23 protein-coding genes and 1 riboswitch are annotated in these 24,602 nt (G+C 36.1%); of the genes, 13 read left to right on the forward strand and 10 right to left on the reverse strand.

Translation table 11 applies throughout. From position 1 onward, the window contains the following. Window positions 1-141: 141 nt before the first annotated feature. Entirely contained in the window at window positions 142-315 is a 174-nt protein-coding gene (locus tag ACUXVC_RS01880) for a hypothetical protein (protein WP_176470997.1), read from the reverse strand. 229 nt (window positions 316-544) lie between these two features. Here ACUXVC_RS01880 and ACUXVC_RS01885 point away from each other — a divergent pair, with 229 nt between their 5' ends. Next, window positions 545-1,252, forward strand: a complete 708-nt coding sequence (locus ACUXVC_RS01885) for a hypothetical protein (RefSeq protein WP_144465765.1) — start codon at window positions 545-547, stop codon at window positions 1,250-1,252. Window positions 1,253-1,298: 46 nt separating this feature from the next. Here the strand turns inward: ACUXVC_RS01885 and ACUXVC_RS01890 are convergent, their stop codons facing one another. After that, window positions 1,299-2,495 (reverse strand): NupC/NupG family nucleoside CNT transporter, encoded by a 1,197-nt coding sequence (locus tag ACUXVC_RS01890; protein WP_001200494.1) that lies wholly within the window; start codon window positions 2,493-2,495, stop codon window positions 1,299-1,301. Window positions 2,496-2,697: 202 nt separating this feature from the next. Further along, window positions 2,698-2,799, reverse strand: a riboswitch (purine riboswitch). 121 nt (window positions 2,800-2,920) lie between these two features. Here ACUXVC_RS01890 and rlmD point away from each other — a divergent pair. The 6 genes from rlmD to ACUXVC_RS01920 all read left to right on the forward strand — a co-directional run bounded on the left by rlmD (window position 2,921) and on the right by ACUXVC_RS01920 (window position 9,352). Then, on the forward strand, window positions 2,921-4,297 hold the full coding sequence (gene rlmD / locus ACUXVC_RS01895) for a 23S rRNA (uracil(1939)-C(5))-methyltransferase RlmD (RefSeq protein ID WP_058839951.1): 1,377 nt from the start codon (window positions 2,921-2,923) through the stop codon (window positions 4,295-4,297). Between the two features lie 161 nt (window positions 4,298-4,458). Then, a complete protein-coding gene (locus ACUXVC_RS01900; RefSeq protein WP_000566703.1) occupies window positions 4,459-5,448 on the forward strand; it encodes a tRNA dihydrouridine synthase in 990 nt (329 codons plus the stop codon). Between the two features lie 595 nt (window positions 5,449-6,043). Further along, the gene (locus ACUXVC_RS01905) at window positions 6,044-7,072 is read left to right on the forward strand and encodes a hypothetical protein (protein ID WP_095691494.1); all 1,029 of its coding nucleotides are present in this window, start codon (window positions 6,044-6,046) and stop codon (window positions 7,070-7,072) included. A 54-nt stretch (window positions 7,073-7,126) separates the two neighbouring features. Then, window positions 7,127-7,681: a zinc ribbon domain-containing protein gene (locus tag ACUXVC_RS01910; protein WP_000995851.1), complete on the forward strand. Its 555-nt coding sequence runs from the start codon at window positions 7,127-7,129 to the stop codon at window positions 7,679-7,681. Window positions 7,682-8,030: 349 nt separating this feature from the next. After that, the gene (locus tag ACUXVC_RS01915; protein ID WP_001251702.1) at window positions 8,031-8,549 is read left to right on the forward strand and encodes a DUF1456 family protein; all 519 of its coding nucleotides are present in this window, start codon (window positions 8,031-8,033) and stop codon (window positions 8,547-8,549) included. Window positions 8,550-8,644: 95 nt separating this feature from the next. Then, window positions 8,645-9,352, forward strand: a complete 708-nt coding sequence (locus tag ACUXVC_RS01920) for a M48 family metallopeptidase (protein WP_095691493.1) — start codon at window positions 8,645-8,647, stop codon at window positions 9,350-9,352. A gap of 219 nt (window positions 9,353-9,571) precedes the next feature. Here the strand turns inward: ACUXVC_RS01920 and ACUXVC_RS01925 are convergent, their stop codons facing one another. Next, complete coding sequence (locus ACUXVC_RS01925; protein WP_446025910.1) at window positions 9,572-10,267, reverse strand: GNAT family N-acetyltransferase; 696 nt, start codon at window positions 10,265-10,267, stop codon at window positions 9,572-9,574. Between the two features lie 14 nt (window positions 10,268-10,281). After that, on the reverse strand, window positions 10,282-11,391 hold the full coding sequence (locus ACUXVC_RS01930) for a mandelate racemase/muconate lactonizing enzyme family protein (protein ID WP_446025911.1): 1,110 nt from the start codon (window positions 11,389-11,391) through the stop codon (window positions 10,282-10,284). 93 nt (window positions 11,392-11,484) lie between these two features. Between ACUXVC_RS01930 and ACUXVC_RS01935 the strand changes: the two genes are divergently transcribed. Beyond that, window positions 11,485-12,756 carry a transcriptional regulator gene (locus ACUXVC_RS01935; RefSeq protein ID WP_095691490.1) on the forward strand — a complete coding sequence of 424 codons (1,272 nt, stop codon included), beginning with the start codon at window positions 11,485-11,487 and terminating at the stop codon, window positions 12,754-12,756. Here ACUXVC_RS01935 and nhaC read toward each other — a convergent pair. Further along, the gene (gene nhaC, locus ACUXVC_RS01940; protein WP_446025912.1) at window positions 12,745-14,166 is read right to left on the reverse strand and encodes a Na+/H+ antiporter NhaC; all 1,422 of its coding nucleotides are present in this window, start codon (window positions 14,164-14,166) and stop codon (window positions 12,745-12,747) included. The genes ACUXVC_RS01935 and nhaC overlap by 12 nt on opposite strands. A gap of 293 nt (window positions 14,167-14,459) precedes the next feature. On the opposite strand from nhaC, the gene ACUXVC_RS01945 reads away from it, so the two are divergent. Together ACUXVC_RS01945 and ACUXVC_RS01950 are read left to right on the forward strand one after the other, a co-directional pair. Beyond that, window positions 14,460-15,575 (forward strand): M20 peptidase aminoacylase family protein, encoded by a 1,116-nt coding sequence (locus ACUXVC_RS01945; protein WP_000853516.1) that lies wholly within the window; start codon window positions 14,460-14,462, stop codon window positions 15,573-15,575. Between the two features lie 234 nt (window positions 15,576-15,809). Continuing rightward, the gene (locus tag ACUXVC_RS01950) at window positions 15,810-16,415 is read left to right on the forward strand and encodes an SAM-dependent methyltransferase (RefSeq protein ID WP_095691488.1); all 606 of its coding nucleotides are present in this window, start codon (window positions 15,810-15,812) and stop codon (window positions 16,413-16,415) included. A gap of 34 nt (window positions 16,416-16,449) precedes the next feature. Here ACUXVC_RS01950 and ahpF read toward each other — a convergent pair whose 3' ends face one another. After that, window positions 16,450-17,976 carry an alkyl hydroperoxide reductase subunit F gene (gene ahpF, locus ACUXVC_RS01955; protein WP_000599499.1) on the reverse strand — a complete coding sequence of 509 codons (1,527 nt, stop codon included), beginning with the start codon at window positions 17,974-17,976 and terminating at the stop codon, window positions 16,450-16,452. A gap of 14 nt (window positions 17,977-17,990) precedes the next feature. Continuing rightward, the gene (gene ahpC, locus ACUXVC_RS01960) at window positions 17,991-18,554 is read right to left on the reverse strand and encodes an alkyl hydroperoxide reductase subunit C (protein ID WP_000924420.1); all 564 of its coding nucleotides are present in this window, start codon (window positions 18,552-18,554) and stop codon (window positions 17,991-17,993) included. A gap of 591 nt (window positions 18,555-19,145) precedes the next feature. On the opposite strand from ahpC, the gene mtnK reads away from it, so the two are divergent. From mtnK to ACUXVC_RS01975, 3 genes are read left to right on the forward strand one after another with little or no spacing between them, the layout of a single operon-like run. Further along, a complete protein-coding gene (mtnK, locus tag ACUXVC_RS01965; protein WP_095691487.1) occupies window positions 19,146-20,375 on the forward strand; it encodes an S-methyl-5-thioribose kinase in 1,230 nt (409 codons plus the stop codon). A 9-nt stretch (window positions 20,376-20,384) separates the two neighbouring features. Further along, window positions 20,385-21,431, forward strand: coding sequence for an S-methyl-5-thioribose-1-phosphate isomerase (mtnA, locus tag ACUXVC_RS01970; RefSeq protein WP_095691486.1), 1,047 nt, complete (start codon window positions 20,385-20,387; stop codon window positions 21,429-21,431). 53 nt (window positions 21,432-21,484) lie between these two features. After that, window positions 21,485-22,126 (forward strand): L-fuculose-phosphate aldolase, encoded by a 642-nt coding sequence (locus tag ACUXVC_RS01975; protein WP_000926548.1) that lies wholly within the window; start codon window positions 21,485-21,487, stop codon window positions 22,124-22,126. Window positions 22,127-22,210: 84 nt separating this feature from the next. Here ACUXVC_RS01975 and ACUXVC_RS01980 read toward each other — a convergent pair whose 3' ends face one another. The 3 genes from ACUXVC_RS01980 to ACUXVC_RS01990 all read right to left on the reverse strand — a co-directional run bounded on the left by ACUXVC_RS01980 (window position 22,211) and on the right by ACUXVC_RS01990 (window position 24,599). After that, window positions 22,211-22,381, reverse strand: coding sequence for a hypothetical protein (locus ACUXVC_RS01980; RefSeq protein WP_000644466.1), 171 nt, complete (start codon window positions 22,379-22,381; stop codon window positions 22,211-22,213). A gap of 173 nt (window positions 22,382-22,554) precedes the next feature. Beyond that, window positions 22,555-23,562, reverse strand: a complete 1,008-nt coding sequence (locus ACUXVC_RS01985) for a FecCD family ABC transporter permease (RefSeq protein WP_095691485.1) — start codon at window positions 23,560-23,562, stop codon at window positions 22,555-22,557. Then, on the reverse strand, window positions 23,559-24,599 hold the full coding sequence (locus ACUXVC_RS01990; RefSeq protein WP_141241124.1) for a FecCD family ABC transporter permease: 1,041 nt from the start codon (window positions 24,597-24,599) through the stop codon (window positions 23,559-23,561). Before ACUXVC_RS01990 ends, ACUXVC_RS01985 begins: the two co-directional genes overlap by 4 nt. Window positions 24,600-24,602: the final 3 nt, after the last annotated feature.

Genomic DNA, 24,602 nt, shown 5'->3' on the forward strand with positions numbered 1-24,602 from the left:
CACCTTCTATTGTGTAGTATGTTGCATATTGGCATTAAAATCCCCACCGCTATAAGAGTGGTGGGGATATACCCTTGTTCATCATATCATTTGAAGAAAATGAGGGGAATATGATTTTTAGGAGGCTATTAAGGTAATAGATTAGTGACTTTGAATAGATGTATTTTTTTGTTTCTGATTAGAATTAATAATAATATAACCGACTACAAAGATAAGAGGAATAATGAAGACATAGATAGGCATTCCCCATACATAATAGCTTTTCAGCGTTAAGACTAGTAAATGTAAGAAATCGAAAATTGCGTGGGCTTTCATAATATCCTCCAATGTGTTTTTTTTTTTTTTTTTTGAAAATTATAACATTTTAAACTTGTTATTTGTATAATTTGGAAAGTAATTTAAGCTAATTTTAAAGTAAGAAGAAGACTTATTGATATGCAATTTTGCATACAGATATGGATTTTATTAAAATATAAAGATTTTATACTATAATAAAAACCGCTATAAAACTAAGTAAGAATAATGTATGGAGTGGAGAATAGAAATGAAATATAAAAAAATAATATATATCTTTTTCATTTCACTATTTATAGTTGGTTGCCAAAGTGAAGTGAGTAAAGCGAATAGTGTGGAAGAGTATATTCCATCGCATCTTATGAATGCGGAAGTGACGGCGGATATTATGACACTAGAGATGGATCGTGATACACGTAAAAAAGTAGAGGGTATTACTAAAAAGATGAGTGATCATGTAAAGAATGATAAAGAGTGGTACGTAAACTATATATCAGGGCATATAGATAAACAGGTGAAGCCGTATCATCCTAACTTTGGTATTACAGAAGAAGAATATAACTTTTTTAGAAACGCCGTTGAGAATAGTAGTTTATCTAATACAAGTGATGGAAAACTTCAATTTAAGCAAAAAAGTAACCATGAAATTGAAATTGTTTCAAGTAGAAACCTAGAACTATTCCAGCATCTAGTAATTGATACAGAGAAGAATATAATAAAAACTTCTTTTGGAGAATGTCAGTATGTTGGAGAAATAAAGCCATCTTCAGAAAAAAGAATATTAGGTCGAGTAAATGGCAAACAATGGATGTTACAAAAAGAAAATTTAATCTATTTATTCTCTTTAGGAAAGCTTGAAGGAGAAGATAAATCTGTTATGGTTATTTCAGTAAAAGGCATACACGAAGGAAAACTTATTAGTAACGAGGAAGTAGTCGAATTCCGTTCGATTTCATAAAGAATCAAAAAAATCACCTTACTCGTTAAAGTAAGGTGATTTTTTATTAAATAAACAATCCAGCGATTGTCGCAGATAAAATAGAAGCAAGTGTTGATGCAAATAGCATTTTCCAACCAAATTTAGAAACAACGCTTCCTTGTTTTTCAGAAAGGGCACGGATTGTACCAACGATTGCACCAATTTGGCTAATACTTGCGAAGCTAATTAAGAATACTGTAACGATTCCAACTGTACGTGGAGCTAATGTTGTAGCTGTGTCTTTTAAATCAAGGATTGCTACAAACTCATTTAAAACAATCTTCGTACCCATAATACCACCAGCTGGGATAATATCTTGAGTTGGAATACCCATTAAGAATGCGAATGGAGAAAGTACGTAACCGAAGATTTGTTGTAAAGTAACAGCATGTCCCATTGCACCTGAAGCAGCACTAATTACGTAGTTTACAACTTCCATCACACCGATAAAGGCGATCATTAATGCGGCAACGATACCAGCTACTTTTAAACCATCAAGCGCACCGTTAATCATTGCGCCGATAAAGCTGTCTCCGAATAGAGTTCTATCAAATTTCTGAATCACTTCATCTTCTTTTTTCGTATCAACTGGTGTTAATAACGAACAAACGATTAAGCTTGAGAATAAATTTAGCGGAAGAGCTGCTAGTACGTATTTTGCATCTAACATCATTACGTATGATGCTGTAACAGAAGCAGAAACGGAGCTCATCGCAGAACAACAAATGATAAACATACGATTTTTATTGAAATGCTGTAAATCGTTTTTAATAACGATTAACGCTTCACTTGAACCGAAGAATACAGAGTTTACTGCGTGGAATGATTCAACGCGTGGTAAACCAGTAATTTTTGAAATAGCACCGCCGACAACGCGAACGATGAATGGTAAAACACCTAAATAACTAAAGATTGAAAGTAGTGCTGAGAAAAATACGATAATTAATAATACGTTTAAGAAAAAGACAAAATCTCTGTGAATTCCATTAAAGAGAAAATCGACACCTGTCGTACCAAGTTTAATTAGTTTGTTGAAAACTTTACTAATGAAAATAATGATTTGTTGACCAACCTTTGTAGCAAACATAAACCAACCGATTAAAATTTGGAAACCAATCATAATTGCAATTGCACGGAAGTTGATTTTACTTTTGTTGTTTGACAAAGCAAAACATAAACCTAACACGGCAAGAATACCGATAATGCTCATTACATATTGCATGTAGTTGCCCCTTTCAGAAGTTCGTATAAAGTTTGTACATAAAACGCTCGTTATATTACTAAAAATAAAAGAACGAGGTTTTATGTCATACGTAAGATGTCTGACCTTTTAGAAAAATAAAAATAAAAAAAGACCCATATGGATTCACTTTCATCTATGAGAGAAAGCTAATCAATATGAGTCCTTTTTTGCGCATAGGCTAATATTCATTAGTTTTCCCCATAGTCCAGCAATTTAAGGTTGCCGGGTAGAAACTCTCGATCCATATTATCAAGTATATATGAGGTAACATCGTCCGTATTAAATTAGTAGTAGCGTAACATTAACAGAGAAGTATCGTCAATAGCTTTTTTTCTTCCAATAGAAAAAGACCATATAAGTATGATAAAATGTAACGCAGTGTTATGAAAAAGAGAGGTCGGAAAATGAGTACTAAAATGACGCCACCAGTTGAGAAAAACGAGTTTATAGATGTAGTATTTGAAGATTTAACACATGATGGTGCCGGTGTTGCGAAAGTAAAGGGCTATCCTATTTTCGTTAAAAACGGATTACCAGGTGAAGAAGCGCAAATTAAAATTATTAAAGTGAAGAAAAACTTTGCATTTGGTCGTTTAATGAAGCTTCATACAGAAAGTCCATATCGTAAAGATGCTGAATGCCCAGTATATAATCAGTGCGGCGGTTGTCAGCTTCAGCACTTAACTTATGAAGGACAATTACAAGCGAAAGAAAAACAAGTACGTGACGTTATGCAGCGTATCGGAGGACTAGGTGATGTTCCTGTTCATCCTGTACTTGGCATGAAGAATCCGTGGGTATACCGTAATAAAGCACAAGTACCAATCGGAGAACGTGAAGGCGGACTTGTAGCTGGTTTTTATCGCCAAGGAACGCATGACATCATTAATATGGAATCATGCTTAATTCAGGCAGAAGAAAACGATACATTAATCCAAGAAGTAAAACGTATTTGTGAAAAGCACGGTATTACTGCGTACAACGAAGAGCGTAACAAAGGAACACTTCGTCACGTAATGGCTCGTTACGGACAAGTAACAGGGGAAATTATGCTTGTCTTCATTACGCGTACAGCAGAATTGCCGAACAAAAAAGCAATTATTGAAGAAATTGCAGCGAAATTCCCAGAAGTAAAATCAATTGTTCAAAACGTAAATACGAAGCGTACGAATGTAATTTTCGGAGACAAAACGACAGTACTGTACGGATCAGAATACATTTATGACTTTATCGGTGACATTAAATTTGCGATTTCAGCACGTTCATTCTATCAAGTAAACCCAGAACAAACGAAAGTGCTATACGATAAAACGTTAGAATACGCAAAATTAAATGGTAACGAAACAGTAATCGATGCCTATTGCGGAATCGGATCAATCTCGTTATTCCTAGCGCAAAAAGCGAAAAAAGTGTACGGCGTTGAAATCGTCCCAGAAGCAATCGAAGACGCAAACCGAAACGCAGCACTAAACAACATGACAAACGCTGAATTTGGCGTAGGAGAAGCTGAAGTAGTTATTCCAAAATGGTACAAAGAAGGCGTAATCGCCGACACAATGGTCGTAGATCCACCGCGTAAAGGTTGTGATGAGGCACTACTTAATACAATCATCGACATGAAACCAAAACGCGTTGTATACGTATCATGTAACCCAGCAACATTAGCGCGTGACTTAAAAGTACTAGAAGAAGGCGGATATAAAACGCAGGAAGTACAACCTGTTGATATGTTCCCGCATACGACGCATGTGGAGTGTGTGGCTTGGCTTAAGTTAGTATAATAGGAAAGCAGTTGATATAGAAAAAATCTATACCACCTGCTTTTTGGTTTACAAAAATACCATTCATAAGCGATTTTAGTTAAAATAAATATTGCTGATTTTCACAAATTATAAATTGAGATTTTGAAATTGTATTCATAGTGAGAGGATTTGAATTTGAAATGATAGATAATTTTTGGCGTGAATTACCACGACCATTTTTCGTACTTGCACCAATGGAAGATGTGACAGACGTTGTTTTCCGTCACGTAGTAAGTGAAGCAGGTCGTCCGGACGTATTTTTCACAGAGTTTACAAACTCGGATAGCTATTGCCATCCAGAAGGTATGAAAAGTGTACGTGGCCGTTTGATTTTTACAGAAGATGAACAACCGATGGTAGCACATATTTGGGGAGATAATCCTGAATACTTCCGTCAAATGAGTATCGGTATGGCAGAGCTAGGATTTAAAGGTATCGATATTAACATGGGTTGCCCAGTTCCGAACGTTGCATCAAGAGGAAAAGGCAGTGGCCTTATTCTACGTCCAGACGTTGCAGCAGAACTTATCCAAGCAGCAAAAGCGGGCGGACTACCTGTCAGCGTAAAAACAAGACTTGGCTTTAAAGAGTTAAGCGAGTGGGAAGATTGGTTAACGCACATTTTCAAACAAGATATTGCAAACCTTTCTATTCATTTACGCACAAGAGAAGAAATGAGCCAAGTAGATGCGCATTGGGAACTAATTCCGGAAATTAAAAAATTACGTGACCGTATCGCACCAAATACGTTAATAACAATCAATGGAGACATCCTTGATCGTAAAATGGGACTGGAACTTGCTGAAAAATACGGCATTGATGGCGTAATGATCGGACGAGGCATCTTCAAAAATCCATTTGCGTTTGAAAAAGAGCCAAGAGAGCATAGCAGTAAAGAACATCTAGATCTTTTAAGACTACAGCTGGATTTACAAGATCAATATGCAGAAGTACTGCCACGCTCAATCACAGGGCTTCACCGCTTCTTCAAAATTTATGTAAAAGGCTTCCCTGGAGCTGCTGAATTGAGAAATCAATTGATGAGTACGAAGTCAACGGATGAAGTGCGTGCATTGCTTGATAAGTTTGAGGCGAGTGTTGATGAGGCTCAGGATAGTGAGACGGTTTAACGCTCTGAAGATAGAGGAAAATGGACTGTATTAATTTGTGGGTAGTTATTTTATTTAGTTTTGAGTTTTTTTGTGAATGTAACTTTTTTTGTTGATACAGTCTGCTTGCTGAAAAAAGAAGTCTTTGAGAATATAATGAACTAACGAATACTCGTAAGGAGAAAAATGACAAGAGCTGGAGTAGAGTACATTAGGCTCTATCGAGGTATGAAATGTAATCTGAATAATAGACAGAAATAAAAAATCTCTTTATTTGAGCATGGCCATCAAGTTAAGAAAATGTATGATTTTTATCTAAATAGGACCTCCTTACATGCAGAGTGCATGTAAGGAGGTCCTATTTTATGTTCAAATTAATTAATTTAACAGCGGAAAAATTAAATCTGAATTTCCGATTATAAAAATATTGTTTTTCGACTTCTTTCGACATAATTTATAAAGTTAATTATTTAGTATTGGTATGAAGATCTTTTGAATAATAGTTATTTTTAAATATTCGATAATAATTTTAGAGTACTGTGGAATTTTCTTCTGATTTGAAGATTTTTTCTTATAGGAGCTACCAGAATTTTTTTATTTTAATTGGAGGGAAATTATGAAGAAAGTATTAATAGCTTTACTTACAGCAGGATTAATTACATCGGGTTGTCAAAAATCAACAGAATCAGTACCAACAAAAGAAGTAAGCCAAAATGTTAAGCAAGATGAGAAGAAAATTATGACGAATGAGAGCAATGATATTTCGACTTCAAATTTAAGTGGAATAGCAATGTACCTAAAAAAAACTTATCGACTTGAAGATTTAGAGAGAACGCTTTCATCCCCAAGAACAAAAGAGGAAACTAGATGGTTATATGTAGATAATTATGCTAAATATACATTTGAAAGTGATGGGAAAATTATTAATCATATTAAGATTGAATTATTAGAGCCAAAAGATTTGAAGTATAAGGATGCCTTCAAATTATTAGGTCTTGATATTATGTTAGGTACTAAAATTGAATCAGAAGGCACTGAGGCGGAAGGGTATGCAAAATATGATGTTCGAGGAAATGATGCGGAAAGTGTGCAGATTGAGAAGTTTTCAGGAACTGGGGGCGGTAGCATATCTGTAAGTGTGGATGGGGCTTTCAAAAATAAAGAAGGTACTGTTTGGTTGGATTGTGACCGGGATGGTAATGTGAAATTTATTGAAATGAATTATAAGGGTAAGGCGGTAGGAAATGAAACAAGTGTTGCTAACGAGAAATTAGAACCCTTTGATGCAGAGGCAGGATCGGAAGTAGGAAAGAATATTGCAAATATAAAAGTTTATGATACGAAGGATTTACTTATTGAACAAACCGGATTAGCCCCATTTTTATTTCAAGCAACGCTGTATGATAATCCAAATATGTATTATACAGCTGATTTTCCGATAAAAGTTCGAGTTGATAATAAGTCTACGGTAGAAGAAGCTGTGAAAATCGGAAATGACATTAACAATTTAGTGGTAAGTGCTGTAAATAAAAAGTTTCCACATAAAAATTTTAGAGTCAAAACGTACATTTATCATACAGAATTGGATTCATCAGGTAATTTTAATGCTACTACATCAAAAAAATTGAAAATAATAGAAAATTAATATGTGAAACTTTGGGGATTTGATTTTAATAATAGGGCAGGGAGAAATAAAATAATGAATTGTACAGCATGTAATAAGAAATTATTGAAAACAAATAAGTACTGTACTAGTTGTGGTACAGAGAGAATAAATTTGGATGAATCAGAAGAACTATTTGATAATGGAGAATTCCATAACGATATTACGCCCCAAAATAGAAATGATAAAAACATAAAATTAATAAGAATTGCAAAAAAATCTCCTTGGTACGTGTGGATAATTGGGATTGTGTTTATAGTTATATTAGTTAACGTTCTAATTCAAAATAATAGTCCACAAGAAACAGTAAAAGGCTTCTTTAAAGCTCTTGAATCAAGAGATTTAAACAAAGCAGGTGAGTATATACATCCGAGTCTCCCTTGGGATGTAGAAGCTGGAAAACGTATTGGAATTCCAAAAAATGCGTCAATAGATATATTGAATATAGAAGAAAGAAAAGTTGGAGATAGAGCAAAATTAAAAGTTACGATAGATATCTCTCCAAAACCTTTATACGGCCCTAATCCTGACAATATTACTATTGATTTGAAGAAAGTTGACGGAAAGTGGCTAATTTATGATATGCAATAGTCTCCTATATGGATAAAATTCATTGAAACCCATAAACTCTAGTTTGTATAGAAGAAATATAACAATGTAAGAGACGAGCAGTGTATTTGAGGAATCAATGCACTGCTTTTATAGTTAACAAATATAAAATAGAATGTAGATCTAATGAACTAAGAAAAAATGAACCGAAAAGTTACTGTAACCCTTCTATAGAATCAAATTATTGCTTGGATTGTAGTATAGCCTCTATAATCATAAATTTGGTTAAGACTACAAAACCTCCCCCTAAAATGTTAAAGTAGTAACTTAACGACATTAATTTACACATGCTAAAAGCATTACTATAATCAACATTTCAGGAGGAAACCCAATGGCAATGAGCAACAACGATATATTAAAAAGAGTAAGATACGCTTTAGATATAAAAGACATAGATATGGTAGAAATCTTTAAACTTGGCGGGATGGAAGTAACGAAAGAAGACGTAGTTGATATGCTTACAAAAATAAAGAGGGCTCCTCAGCATGAAGCTGAAAATGATGAGGTAGCTGAAGATGAGTACGTAAAAACATGCGATATGATGATGTTAGAGGCATTTTTAAATGGATTTATTACTTTAAAAAGAGGAAAGCAAGATCCGAAACCAGGGCAGCCTGCACCTGTACAGAGCAAGGAGAGTGCCAATAACCTTCTTCTAAAGAAAATGAAAATCGCACTATCTTTAACGAGTGAGGACGTACTTGATATATTAGATAGCGTGGGCGTTACGGTAACAAAAGGAGAGTTAGGCGCTCTATTAAGAAAAAAAGGTCATAAAAATTACAAAGAGTGCGGCGATAGATACGCAAGGAATTTCATTAAGGGATTAGGTGTAAAGTATAGAGGATAATGAGTTCGTTAAAGCAGTAAATGATATAATAGGTAGAGTAGGACGTTCGTATCCTACTCTTTTTTATTTGTAAAAATACTATGCTAGGTGATGAAATGGTACATACATATTTAGGCGAGACAATTAATTTTCATATAACTTATAAGAAGAAAAAGTCCGTGCGTCTTTTTGTGGATTCGTATGGAAATGTGGAAGTGCAGGCTCCGAAAGGGACACCTGTTGAATACTTAGTCCAGTTGCTAGAGGAAAAGTGGGATTGGATTCAGACAACCCGTAAGGAGATGGCTGAGCGAGCGCGTGGACCACAGGAAAAGGATTACGATCAAGGAGAAGGCTTTTTGTATTTAGGGAGTACGTATCCGATACAGATTTCCCAAGATGTAAGCATTGAGCAAGACAATGCGATTTTTGAAGGGGATAAGTTACATATTTATGTGAAAGAGCTTAAGGATGAGAAAATACAACAAGCTTTAAAACGATTTTATTATAAGCAGTGTAAAACCTTAGTAGAGAAGAGCATTAAAGTGCATCAAAGTAACTTTAAGACAAAACCACGTTCTATTCGTATTACAGATAGTAGTCTTACTTGGGGTACTTGCGATTCGAATTTACAACTAACATTCAATTGGAAGCTAGCAATGGCACCACAGCGAGTAATTGACTATGTAGTCGTTCATGAAATGTGTCATATGGTTCATTTAAATCATGATCGCTCTTTTTGGCGTCTTGTCGGGAAGATAATGCCTGATTATAAGGAAATGGAGAACTGGTTAGCTTTATCTAGTTGGAAGATGACGGTTTAGGAAGGGATATCGATTTTTGTCGGTAAATCGATATTTCTTGTCGAATCGTTGATATATTGTGAGTTTTGATAGATATATTTTAAAAATCGTTGATATATTGTAAGTTACGATAGATATATTCGAAAAATCGTTGATATAATTTCATTTACTACAGGATTGTTCAACAAATCGAAAAGAGGAGATGTCACAAGGGACATCTCCTCTTTTCGATTATATAGATTATCGTCCAAACTTCACAACAAAATCTCCATCCACTTTCTCCATCTCATACCCACGATACCCCTCCGAAAGCAAAGCCTGCTGTCCACTAGCATCACTCATTAGAATACTTTGAACATCCGTCCAATCGCTTTCTTTATCTCCGCGCAATTTCTTCACAAAAACATATCGCAGACTACCACCATACTTCTCCTTCAGCGCAGCAATCTCCATCCCTTGCGCAAACTTATCCTTCAAACTCGGGATGTTAAAAGGAGCAACAGTGCAGCATACATAATCATATTTGCTATCTTCTTTTTGTAATTCGTCCATGATGACGTTTGCTAATATTTTTTGCATCCCATTTCCTCGACAGTTCGGATGAACGTTTGAGATTTCTTGATAGATGACGCGGTGTAGTTCATTTTCTGGCAAACCAATATTAAGCCCTAAATGTTCATCATCGATAGGCGGGACGAGTAGAGCGCGAAATGCGATGAGTTCGTTTTCGATAAAAGCACCGATCATCATGCCGTTTCCTTCTAGAATGTATTGAAATTCTTTTTGTGAGAGTGGTTGTAAACGACTTTTATCTTCTAGTGCTTCAACTACAATGTTTTGTAGTGATAAAATTTGTTCGATGTGCTCTAGTGATAGTAATGTAACGTGAAATGATTCGTTATTTAGTTTTAATGTTCCTTCGTATAGAGCCGTCATATGATAGTCCTCCTTTAGCGTACAACGTCTTGAAAGACGGTTAGTTCTTGTAATGTATCTTCGTTTATTTCAATGCCGAGTCCTGGCTTTTCGTTTAAGCGAATGAATGGTACATCGTAATGTAAGTTTCCAATGTCTTTCGTGAATTTTAATGGTCCTGTTAGCTCTACGCTCGTAATGATTTTTTTTGAGAAAGCGACATGGAATCCTGCTGAAGAGGCAACAGATGATTCGACCATTGATCCTACTTGGCATTCAATGCCTGCCATTTCTGCTTGATGAGCGAGCTTTACAGCTGGATATATGCCGCCGCATTTCATTAGTTTTATATTCACTTTATCAGCAGCTTCTAATTTAATAATTTGGCGCATTTCACGAGAGCTTTTTAATCCTTCATCAATCATAAGCGGGAGGTCTGTTTTAGAACGAATATGAGCCATGGCATCAATATCGTCCGCGATAACAGGTTGTTCAATCCAGTCAATGTTTAAATGTCCTAATGAACGCAGTGCTGTTAATGTGTTTGCGCTATTTTTCCAGCCTTGGTTTACATCAACGCGAATAGCGATGTCATTTCCTACACGTTCTCGTACAGCTTCAATACGTTTTACATCTTCTTTTACATTTGTACCAACTTTCATTTTGAAAGATTGGTAACCTTTTTGAATCATAGAAGCAGCTTCTCCAGTCATATCTTCAGGATCGGCAATACTTAAAACGTGAGTGACAGGGAATTCTTCATGGTAGCGCCCGCCAATTAATTGATATACAGGTTGATTTAGTTTTTTGCCCATTATATCAAAACAAGCAATATCAATTGCGGCTTTCGCTGTTGGAACACCGTAAATTGTATTGTCCATCATGTCGTGTATTTTTTCGATATTCATTGGATTTTCCCCAATTAGAGCAGGGGCTAGCGTATGTTTTAAAGTATGGAAAGTACTTTCCCATGATTCACCTGTGACGTGATCATCAGCAACGCCTTCACCGTAACCGATAATACCTTCATCTGTTTCCATTTTGACGATAATAGAGGGCATATCAGAATAAGAGCCATAACTAATAACAAACGGATTGCGAAGCGGTAAACGAATTGCGTAAAGATGAATAGCTGTAATTTTCATTGAATAGAAACCCCTTCCTGTTTACAATAGTTTTATACATTTGATATAGTTGACGTTAAATAGTCGTTAATTAATGATAAGGAGTTAGAGAAAATGATGATAAAAATTGCAGTTGTCGGTTCAAAGGAGTTTATGGAGAACATTTTTCCTATTGCTCAAAAATTAGAGGGAATAGAAATTGATCCATATATTTACCTTCATCCGGCGGAATCTTCTGAACTATTAAAGTGTCTAAAGCCTTGTGATGTCATCTTTTTCTCAGGTGCTTTACCTTATTATATGGCAAAAGAAATAAGAGAACAATTACGAATTCCAAGTACATACTTACAGCAAGACGAGACAACTGTCGCATCTTCAATTCTTTCTATCATGTATCATCAAAGTATTCAACCACATAACATTTCCATTGATTTAGTAGACCGCTCTTTTATTACAAATGTGTTCCATGATATCGGTATAAAAGAAAGTCCGCAAGTGTTGGATTATGAAAATATGCTGTGGAGTAAAGATGAGATAAATAGAGTTATCGATTTTCATGTAGCTAAATATCAATCTGGAGAGGCTCATTTAGCTTTAACTAGTATTCACGCTGTTTACGACGAGCTTCAAAAAATAGGTGTTCCTTCAGAGCGTATGATTGATCCAACACAATCCATTATACATGGGCTAAAAGATGCAAAAATAAAAGCTGAGTTAGCAAAAAGCTATTCAGCTACTGTTGGTGCTTGTATAATTTCTTCCTTAGAATTACGAACGAGTTTGCTTGAAAAACTAGATGTCATTTCAAAAGAACTACGTGGTTCATTTAAACAAGTGGATGAAATGACATGCATTTTGTATACAACTCGTGGTGATATCGAATCAATTATTAAAACAAATGCGATAGATAACTTGTTTGCGAGCGTAGAAGGAACGATAGCTATTGGATTTGGTTATGGGAAAACCGTGAAAGAAGCGGAGCAAAATGCAAAAATTGCTCAAAGTTTTGCAAAGAACAATCCAATAGATTGTTGTTTTTATATACTAACAAGTGATAAAGATTTGTTTGGTCCGTTCCCGAAAGAACAGAGAGTACAAAGTTTGAAAAATGATAATCCGGAACTAATGAAAATAGCGAAGGAAACAAAGCTTAGTCCGGCCAACTTGTCAAAAATCATTCAATTTAGTCAATCGCACCCGTCATTGAAGTTTACAGCAGCTGACCTTTCTGAGTACTTACAAGTGACTCGAAGATCGACAGAAAGGTTGTTAAAGAAATTAGTTGATTACGGGTATGCTCATATTTGCGGCGAGGAAATGCCCTATCAACAAGGGCGACCTCGCGCACTATATGAACTGAATTTACCGCTATTTTTAAGCTTCTAGTTGAGCTTTTTGTTTCTTTAGTAGTTCTGCTTTTTCAATGTCTGATAGTTTTACAATTGTGAAGCCTGTTATACCATAAATGATTGAGATAATAGGTACGATGAAATTCAAAATAGCATAAGGAGCATATTCAAATGCACCTACGCCAAGTGTTGCGAGAATAAATACACCGCACGTATTCCAAGGAACGAAGACAGAAGTTAATGTTCCACCATCTTCTAATGCTCTGGATAAGTTTTTTGAATGTAGTCCTTTTTCCGTGTATGCATTTGCGTACATTCTTGAAGGGACAACAATTGAAATATATTGTTCAGAGCAAGTAAGGTTTGTTGCAAAACAAGATGCGATAGTAGAAGCGATAAGCCCTTTTGCTGATTTCGCTAACTTTAAAATTTGATTTACAATTGAGCGAAGAATACCTGTATGTTCTAATACTCCTCCGAAAGTCATAGCGACAATTGTCATAGAGACTGTATTCATCATCGAATCTAAGCCACCGCGGTTAAATAGTTCGTCTACTAGCTTGTTTCCAGTGTCTATAACAAATCCAGCTTGGAGTGCACCGACAGATGCTGAGACAGAACCACTTTGAATAAAGACTTGTGATAAGAATCCTAAAATAATACCGACGAGAATCGCTGGTATAGCAGGGACTTTTTTAGCGACCAATACCATAACGACTACGGGTATAATGAGTAGGAAAGGCGAGATAACAAAGTTTTGTTGCAATACTTGTAACGTTTGATCGATGCTCTTCGCATCAATATTGTTAGCGCCGAAGCTTCTTCCTAAGAGAGCGTAGACGATAAGAGTAATAATTAAACCTGGAACTGTAGTAAATAACATATGACGAATGTGTGCGAATAAATCTGTATTTGTTAATCCTGCGGCTAAGTTAGTTGTATCTGAAAGCGGTGACATTTTATCGCCAAAATAAGAGCCTGAAATAATGGCACCAGCAACCATTGGAGCTGGAATTCCCATACTTAGGCCAATTCCCATTCCAGCAACACCAATTGTGCCCATTGTGGACCAAGAGCTACCAATTGCTAATGCAACGATAGAACAAATGACGGTAATGGAAACTAAAAATAGTGATGGAGTTAAAAGTTTTAAACCGTAATAAATCATCGTTGCGACGATTCCACCGCCAATCCAAGCACCAATTGTTAAGCCAACAAGAATAATAATGACGATAGCAGGTAATGCAAGACGAATCCCTTTATACATTGCTTCTTCAAGATCATTCCATTTGTAACCGTAACGCCAAGCGACAATAGAAGCAACGGTTGTACCAATAATAAGTGGAACGTGAGGGGTTTGTTTTAATACAACAATTGTAACCATCATAACTGCAACGGTAATGATAATAGGGATAATCGCTATTCCAAAAGGTATTTCTTTTTTCATAAAGTTCCTCCTTGTTACGTATGTTTGTTTGTATTTTTAGAATTGTCGTAAAATAGACGTTTATTAGGTTATGATAACTAAAAGTTTATGTAAGCGTCAACATAAAAAACAGAAAATAAGGAATGTTCTAGTTGTTTGTTTAGTTTGTAATATAAGTGCAGAGTAAGCTTTTTAAGTATTTAAAAATAAATAATTGACTTTTTTCTTAAAATTCAATATGTTCATAAAAACATCTGTTTTTCATAAGTATAATTAACCCGAATCGTTTGTAATGTGGGAAGGAGACTGGAACGTTGAAAACATTAGAACTACAAGAGCGCTTAACGGAGATTTTTCAGCATTTACACGAAAACCCTGAAGTAAGTTGGAAAGAATATGAAACGACAGCGTATATTACTGACTTTTTAAAAGAAGAAGGAATTTCATATAGAACATTTGATGATTGTCCAGGTGTAATTGCTGAGATTGGAGGCGGGAATCCAGTTATTGCGATTCGTGCTGATATGGATGCACTTTGGCAAGAAGTAAATGGAGAATTTAAAGCGAACCATTCATGTGGCCATGATGCTCATATGACCATTGTAATGGGACTTATTTTACAATTGAAAAATATGAGATGGAAAAGTGGTACGGTTAGATTTATTTTTCAGCCAGCAGAAGAGAAGGGTAATGGTGCTTTGAAGATGGTGGAGAAAGGTGCTGTAGATGATGCCGATTTCTTATTTGGCGTCCATCTAAGACCAATTGAAGAACTATCTTTGAAACAAGCAGCCCCATCTATTCGCCATGGAGCAGCAGGATTTTTAGAGGGTATGATTCATGGGGAGGATGCACACGGGGCAAGACCACACCAAGGTGTGAATGCAATTGATGTCATTTCCATGATTAATATCGGTTTGAAAAATATTTGGCTGCCACCGCAAAGTTCTTATTCAGTAAAAATGACGAGATGCCAAGCTGGTGGTGATAATTTAAATATTATTCCGGGAAATGGTCATTTCAGTTTAGATGTAAGAGCAGAGAGTAATATACTATTAGAAGAATTAAAGAAAAAGATTGAGCATGTAATAGAATCAGCTGCATCGATGGGATCAAAAACTTCATACGAATGGATGGATCTTGCACCAGGAGCAGAGGTTTCCGAAGAAGCAGAGCGTTTTATGCGTAAAGGTATTCTCGAAGTGTATGGGGAAGAGAGATGTACAGGACCTCTCTATACGACGGGAAGCGATGATTTCCATTACTATACAGTGAAAAGACCACATTTAAAAGCTGTCATGCTTGGACTAGGAGCAGACCTACAACCTGGATTACACCATCCGTATATGAGGTTTGATCATAGTTGTATTATGGATGGGGTAGAAATATTGAAACAAACTGTATTGAAAGTGTTAGAAGACAGGGGCTAGAGAGCTCCTGTTTTTTTGTCGTGAATTGTCGGCAAATCGATATATTTGAAAAACCGTTGATATATTTTGAGTTATGATAGATATATTGAGAAAATCGTTGATATATTTGAAGTTACGATAGATATATTAAGAAAATCGTTAATATAATTTCACGTACCTATTAATTTGATGAAAAATGAGCCTCCAGTACATGGTGTATAATAATAAGTACCATTTTTTAATAGGAGAAAACGAATGAACGAACAATATTACGATGCAGTTTTACATATAAAAACAGTCGGTGAGCAAAAAGGGTTTAACAAGTCTATGCATTATCATCGCTATGAACCGACACCGTATAGCGGGTTAGATGAGTTATTGAATCAATATGAAATACGAAGTAGCGACCGAATTGTAGACTTTGGGTGCGGAAAAGGGCGATTAAACTTTTATATGCATCATAAATGTGGTGCTTCAGCAGTTGGAATTGAAATGAATGAAGAGTTTTATAAAGAAGCGATGGATAATCGAGATCGTTATGCACGAAAGGCAAGAAACAGTAAGGGGAAAATTCAATTCCAATGTTGTTTAGCGCAGGAATATGAGATTGATCCATGCGATAACCGTTTTTATTTCTTCAATCCGTTTTCTGTACAAGTGTTTATGAATGTAGTAAATAACATTTTACTTTCGGTAGAAGAAACGGGGAGAGAAGTGGATATTATTTTATATTATCCTTCTGAGGACTATATTTTTTTCTTAGAAAATCAGACTGCGTTTGAGCTGAAGAAAGAAGTTAGATTGTCAGGTGCTTATGAGAAGAATGGGAATGAGAGGTTTTTAGTTTATACATTAGGGTAATAAAAAAACAGGTGCCAAGGCACCTGTTTTTTTATTAGTTACGGATTAAGTAATCAAATGCACCTAAAGCTGCGTTTGCACCTGAACCCATAGAGATGATGATTTGTTTGTACGGATTATTTGTACAGTCACCTGCAGCAAACACTCCTGGTACGTTTGTAGCGCCGTGCTTGTCTGTTACGATTTCACCGCGAGCGCGTTCAACTGTTTCGCCTAACCAGTCTGTATTTGGCACAAGACCGATTTGTACGAATACACCTTGTAATTCAACGTGATGAACTTCTTCAGTTTCACGATCGATGTAAGAAATACCGTTTACTTTATCAGTACCAGTGATTTCTTTCGTTTGAACGTTTTTCAGAACAGTTACGTTTGGTAAGCTGTTAAGACGCTCTTGTAATACAGCATCAGCTTTTAATTCTGGCATGAATTCAAGAACAGTTACGTGCTTAACGATACCCGCTAAGTCGATAGCTGCTTCAATACCAGAGTTACCTCCGCCGATAACTGCTACGTCTTTTCCAGTGAATAATGGACCGTCACAGTGTGGGCAGTATGCTACACCTTTATTTTTGAACTCAGCTTCACCTGGTACGCCAACATTACGCCAGCGAGCACCTGTAGAAACGATTACGCTCTTACTTTTCAGAATAGCGCCGTTTTCAAGTTCCACTTCAATAAGTTCTTTTTTCTCTAAACGTTTCGCACGTTGTAGATTCATTACATCGATGTCGTATTCTTTTACGTGCTCTTCAAGGCTTGCTACTAGCTTAGGACCTTCAGTCTTTTTCACGCTGATGAAGTTCTCAATGCCCATAGTATCCATTACTTGACCACCGAAGCGCTCAGCAACGATACCAGTGCGGATGCCTTTACGTGCTGCGTAAATTGCTGCACTTGCACCAGCAGGGCCACCACCAACAACAAGAACATCGTATGGATCTTTATCAGAAAGCTCTGATGCATCTGGACCGTTACCCATTTTAGCTAAAATTTCTTCAAGTGTCATACGACCGCTTCCGAAAGATTCGCCGTTTAGGTAAACAGTTGGTACTGCCATAATGTCTTTGCTTTCTACTTCCTCTTTGAATGCAGCGCCATCAATCATAGTATGTGTAATACTAGAGTTAAGAACGCTCATTACGTTAAGAGCTTGTACAACATCAGGACAGTTATGACAACTTAGGCTGATATAAGATTCAAAATGATATTCGCCTTGAATGTTTTTAATTTGATCGATTAATTTTTGTTCAATTTTTGGAGCGCGTCCACTTACTTGTAGTAAAGCTAGCACTAATGATGTAAATTCGTGTCCTAATGGAATACCAGCGAATACGACACCAGTGTCTTCACCAGGGCGGTTTACGCTAAAGCTTGGTGTTCTCTCTAATTCAACTTTTTCTACTGTAATCTTAGATGACATAGTAGCTAATTCGTCTACTAGAGCTAACATATCTTTAGATACGTTATCGTCTCCTGCGCTTACTTTAAGTAAAATATCGTTCTCCATTAACTGAAGGTATTGGGATAGTTGTGTTTTTATATCTGCATCTAGTATCATTTTGATCGAACTCCTTAGATTTTGCCTACAAGGTCAAGGCTTGGTTTAAGTGTTGCAGAACCCTCTTGCCATTTAGCTGGGCAAACTTCACCTGGGTTGTTACGTACGTATTGAGCAGCTTTAATTTTGTTAACAAGAATGCTTGCGTCACGGCCGATACCGTCAGCATTGATTTCCATAGATTGGATAACGCCGTCTGGATCGATGATGAATGTACCACGAGCAGCAAGACCTTCTTCTTCCATTAAAACGTTGAAGTTTGTAGTGATTGTGCGAGTTGGGTCACCAATCATGATGTACTCGATTTTGCCGATAGTTTCTGAGCTATCATGCCATGCTTTGTGAGTGAAGTGAGTGTCTGTAGATACAGAGTATACTTCAACGCCTAAGTCTTTTAGAGTTGCGTATTGGTTTTGTAAGTCTTCAAGTTCAGTTGGGCAAACGAATGTGAAGTCAGCTGGGTAGAAACAAACTACACTCCATTTTCCTTTTAAACTTTCGTCAGTAACTTGGATAAATTCTCCATTATGGTAAGCATTAGCTTTAAACGGTTTTACTTCTGTGCCGATTAATAACATGTTAAAATTCCTCCTAAATGTTGGTTTTGAGCATCAAAAAATAGTGTGCTCATAAAATATATTTTTTAATTAACTATAATAATTCTAATTCGATATTAATTATCATATAGAAGTGGTTATTTTGTCAAGAGAATAAACCAACTTTATACCAATTTAATTAATATTTATTCTCAATTAAGACTAACAGGGAATGGAAAGGTAATTTTAAGTCTATAAATTTTAGATGAGTAGTTGAAAGTTTAGTGTGTACGTTAGAGATAGTGTGTAAGTTTAATTTCTTGGGAAGGAAATATTTCTTAGAAGTTGTAGTTTTGAAAAGGAACTGCTTACTTCTATTTTACAAAGAATTTTGTGATAAATAAAATAAAATGAATCGGAAAATTTTTGAACAATTTTTGTCATCTCAAATATATAATTAGGAAGTATATTACGATGATAGTTAGAAACATTGACTCAAAGTGCTAACAAGATATAATAAAACCTAGATATACCTTTCAAAAAGAAGAATACATATTTATAGGATGAAAAAATTCAACCTATTATTTTTTATAGCTTTTAGAAAACGCTTACAATTAGTATGGAGGGGAAACCATGTCTAAGTTCACGAAGTATTTTTTAATGGAAGCTAAAGATGTGATTGCATATGTGAAAGAGAAATTATCTAAGTTTGAAAATGCAAAGGGGTTACAGTGTAAAGAAATAGGTGATGGCAATTTAAATTATGTGTTCCGCGTTTGGGATGAAAAAGAGAACATGTCTGTCATCGTAAAGCAAGCTGGGGATACAGCTCGCATTTCAGATGAGTTTAAGTTGTCGACGAATCGTATTCGTATAGAATCAGATCTTTTGCAGTTAGAGGATGAGTTAGCACCTGGACTTGTTCCTAAGGTGTATTTATTTGATAGTGTGATGAATTGTTGCGTAATGGAAGATTTATCGAATCACACAATATTACGTACAGCACTTATAAATCATCAAATATTTCCGAGGCTTGCGGATGATTTAACTACTTTTATGGTAAATACACTTTTGTTAACATCGGATGTTGTAATGAATCATAAAGAGAAGAAGGAATTTGTGAAGAATTATATAAATCCTGAATTATGTGAGATTACAGAGGACCTCGTATATTCAGAACCATTTACCAATCATAATAAGCGTAATGAGTTATTTCCGTTAAATGAGGGATGGATTAGGGAACATATTTATAGTGATAAAGAGCTTCGTATGGAAGTAGCGAAACGTAAATTTTCTTTTATGACGAATGCACAGGCATTACTTCATGGTGATTTACATACTGGTTCTGTTTTTGTAAGAGATGATTCTACAAAGGTTATTGATCCTGAGTTTGCTTTTTATGGACCTATGGGATATGACGTTGGGAATGTAATGGCGAATTTAATGTTTGCTTGGGTGAATGCAGATGCAACGATGTCACCTGGAGCTGAGAAAGATACGTATATGGATTGGTTACAAACTACGATGGTAGAGGTAATTGATTTATTTAAGCAGAAGTTTTTAGGTGCTTGGGATATTCATGTGACCGAGATTATGGCGAAGGAAGAAGGCTTTAGCGAAGTCTATTTGCAATCTGTATTAGAGGATACAGCTGCAGTGACAGGTCTGGAATTAATTCGCCGTATTGTTGGATTAGCGAAAGTAAAAGATATTACTTGTATTGGGAATGAGGAAGCACGTGCTAGAGCGGAGCGAATTTGTCTTCAAGTAGCGAAGAGTTTTATTTTACGAGCGAATCAATATAGAACGGGCACAAGTTTTGTGGAAACGTTAAAAGAACAGTCAACGCACTACGCGAAGTAAGGGGAGAATATGATGGAAGAGCAATTAATACCAATTCAGTGGAAAGATGATGCTTTAGTTTTGTTAGATCAAACGTTATTACCAAATGAGATTGTCTATGAATCTTTTAAAACAGCTGAAAGTGTGTGGGATGCAATACAAGTAATGAAAGTACGAGGTGCACCCGCGATTGGTGTTTCAGCTGCTTATGGAGTGTATTTAGGGATAAAGGAATTTGCTGAAAGTACGGAAGAAGGATTTATGGATGAAGTAAGAAAGGTATGTACATACTTGGCGACATCAAGACCGACTGCAGTAAATTTATTTTGGGCGCTTGAAAGAATGGAAAGTGTAGCGACAGATAATGCTCACTTATCAATCTCACAGCTGAAAAATAGATTACTAGAAGAGGCAAAAGAAATTCATAGAGAAGATGAAGAAATTAACCGTCAAATTGGAGAGCATGCATTAACATTATTCCATGATGAAATGGGAGTATTAACGCATTGTAATGCAGGTGCTTTAGCGACGACTAAGTATGGTACTGCGACGGCTCCAATGTATTTAGCGAAAGAAAAAGGATGGAATTTAAAAATTTATTCGGATGAAACGCGTCCTAGATTACAAGGTTCAACGTTAACAGCATTAGAACTGCAGCGAGCGGGTATTGACGTTATTGTTATTACGGATAATATGGCAGCTATGGTCATGTCACAAGGGAAGATTGATGCAGTAATCGTTGGATGCGACCGTGTGGCAGCAAATGGTGATGTAGCAAATAAAATTGGCACATTAGGCGTATCTATTTTAGCTAAGTACTACAACATTCCGTTTTATGTAGCAGCGCCAACACCGACAATTGATTTAAAGACATCGACAGGAAAAGAAATTCCGATTGAAGAAAGAGATGCTTCTGAAGTGATTAATCGTTTCGGACAATATTCAGCTCCGAAAGAAAGTAAAGTATATAATCCAGCATTTGATGTTACTCCACATGAAAATGTAACAGCGATTATTACAGAAAAAGGGATTGTAAAGGCACCGTTTACGGAGAATTTAAAAAAGCTATTTCAATAAGTAGATAAATATAAAAGTCAGTCATCATAAGCTTCATACTTAGGGGGATGTATATGTTATTACAAAAAGAAAGAGAAGAAATTGTAGCGTATGGAAAGAAAATGATTTCTAGTGGTTTAACAAAGGGGACGGGAGGTAATATTAGTATCTTTAATCGTGAACAAGGTCTTGTTGCGATTAGTCCAAGTGGTTTAGATTATTATGAAACAAAGCCTGAAGATGTAGTTATATTAAACTTAGATGGTGAAGTAGTAGAAGGAGAAAGAAAGCCATCAAGTGAACTAGATATGCACCTTATTTATTATAGAAAGCGTGAAGATATAAATGCGCTTGTACACACACATTCTCCTTATGCAAAGACGATTGCATCATTAGGATGGGAACTTCCTGCAGTATCGTATTTAATTGCTTTTGCAGGCCCGAATGTACGCTGTGCGCCGTATGAGACATTTGGTACGAAGCAATTAGCAGATGCTGCTTTTGAAGGCATGATTGATCGCCGTGCAGTGTTACTTGCGAATCACGGTTTAATTGCTGGGGCAAATAATATAAAAATGGCGTTTACTATTGCAGAAGAGATTGAGTTTTGTGCTCAAATTTATTATCAAACAAAAAGCGTCGGAGAACCGAAGTTACTGCCAGAAGACGAGATGGAGAATTTGGCGAAGAAGTTTGAAGGGTATGGGCAACAGTAGAAATCTAACGGAAATGTTATTCAATGTGTATTAAAATGGCCGTGAAAGAATATATATTCTTCCATGGCCATTTTAGGATTTTAATTATTTAGATATATTTTTGAGTTGCGAATCTAATTTCCAAAAACCGATTCCTGAGAATAGTGCTGCTAATGAACCAATAATTGCAGCAATACCGATATCTCCGAACATCATTCCGCCCATTAAGATACCAAAAATTCCAATTAAGATAAGAATAATAGAAATAGCTTTCATTATACGATACTCCTTAAAACGTAAAAGTTATATGTGATAATATAACATTAATAGAGTTTATAATCAAAAATATTTTGTTCAGGAATTGTATTGAGGTAGGAAATATGAATGGTGAATAAAGGGTTAGGAGAAGGAAACGAAAGGAAAAAACATCCTCAAAATTGAGGATGTTTTTACGCTTTCTTAAGCAACAAATACATAAAGTAAGGAGCCCCAATTAAAGCAACGACAATACCTGCTGGAATGCCATTAGGATCAACGATATTTCGTCCAATTGTATCTGCTAATAATAATAGCCATCCGCCAATTAAAACGGCGATAGGCATGAATATTTGATGCCTTGGACCTACTAAAGATTTTGCGATGTGAGGAGCCATTAGTCCAATAAAGCTAATTCCTCCTGTTACGGAAACAGCAGCGGCAGCAAGTGCAACGGCTGCGATTAATAAGTATCTTCGTTCTTTTTCAATTTCAATTCCAACACCGATTGCGACCGGTTCGTTTAATGCTAGAATGTTTAATCGATTTGCTTTATAGAAGACAAATGGGATTAATACAATTAGCCATGGAAGTATTGCTAAAACAAATGTCCAGTCATCTCCCCAAATGTTTCCGGCAATCCATTTTGAGATAAAGTCCACTTTCATACGATCAGCGGATGAAATAAGGACAATCATCGCTCCAGATAGTGCAAATGCAAAACCGATACCAGTTAATGTTAATCGTATTGGTTGAAGTCCAGTTGATTTACTATATGAAAATACGTAAATTAGAACAGCTGTCAGAAATGCCCCAATAAATCCAACGACAGGTAGTAAGTAAAGAAATGAACCTACGTCTATTGGAAAGTATAAAAAGAAAATAGCAACAGCAACACCAGCCCCAGAGTTAATACCAAGAATACCAGGTTCAGCTAAATCATTTCGGGTAATTCCTTGCAGAATAGCCCCTGATAAAGCGAGAGCCATACCAGCTAATAATGTAATGACAATTCTAGGTAGTCTTAAAGAGTATAAAACGAACTCCTCTTTAAAAGTCCCTTGCCCCATTAATGTTGGGAGTAGTCGATCATAAGATAAAGATGCTGAACCAAGTCCCATTCCAACTACAATGGTTGTGATGATTACTATAAGTAAAGCGAGTATAATGAGACGCTGTTTTCTTAAAATAGATTGCATCATGAGAATGTTTTTCCTCCTTTACGTACAATGAATAGGAAGAATGGTAATCCTACAATCGCGACAATTGCCGCAACTGGTGTTTCGTACGGAGCGTTAATAGTACGTCCGATTGTATCTGCAAGTAGCATAAAGGAAGCTCCAGTAATTGCTGACATCGGTATAACAAATCGGTAATCTGGACCGACAATTGGGCGTACCATGTGAGGTACCATTAAACCGATAAATGCCATATTTCCAACAAGCGCTACAGATGCACCTGCAAGTAAGACAATAATGATAAATAAAATAGTTTTAATAACAATAATTTTTTGACCTAGTCCAATAGCCACTTCCTCACTGAAACTAAGAACTGTCAATTTTTTTGCTAGTAAGATAGCGATAAAGATACTAATTGAAATGACTGGAATAATAATTTTTAATTGGCTCCAAGTTGTTCCAATTACGCCCCCAGCAGTCCAAAGTGATACATCTTGTGAAATTTTAAAGTAAATGCCAATTCCTTCTGAAATTGCGAGTAGAAATGCTGAAACTGCAGCACCCGCTAATACAATTCGAAGAGGAGAAAGGCCGCCTTTTTTCACCATACCAATTCCAAATACCATCATTGCGCCAATTGCAGCACCGATAAAGCAAGCTAACGTTAAGTAAAGATAGCTGATGGAAGGATTGAAAGCAAGTGTTAGTGCAAGCGCAGCATTTGCTCCACCAGATAGCCCTAATAATCCAGGGTCCGCAAGTGGATTTCGTGTTAATCCTTGCATAATTGCTCCAGAAACGGCTAATCCAGCTCCTACAAAAATAGCAGCAACTTCACGTGGTAAACGTATTTCTCGAATAATAGATATTTTGTCTCCTTTAGCGGAGGAAGTGAGTGCTAACCATACATCTTTTATCGAAGTATCTGCAGCACCTAATACCATTGCAACCATAAAAATAAGAAAGAATGCAATTAAGCTTAAAATTAGTTTGTATGTAAAAGCTATAGAACGTGGATTATCATGATCTTTTGTCATTCGTTTCACATCTTTTCTGTTCATAGA

The organism is Bacillus sp. N6 (assembly GCF_052805735.1).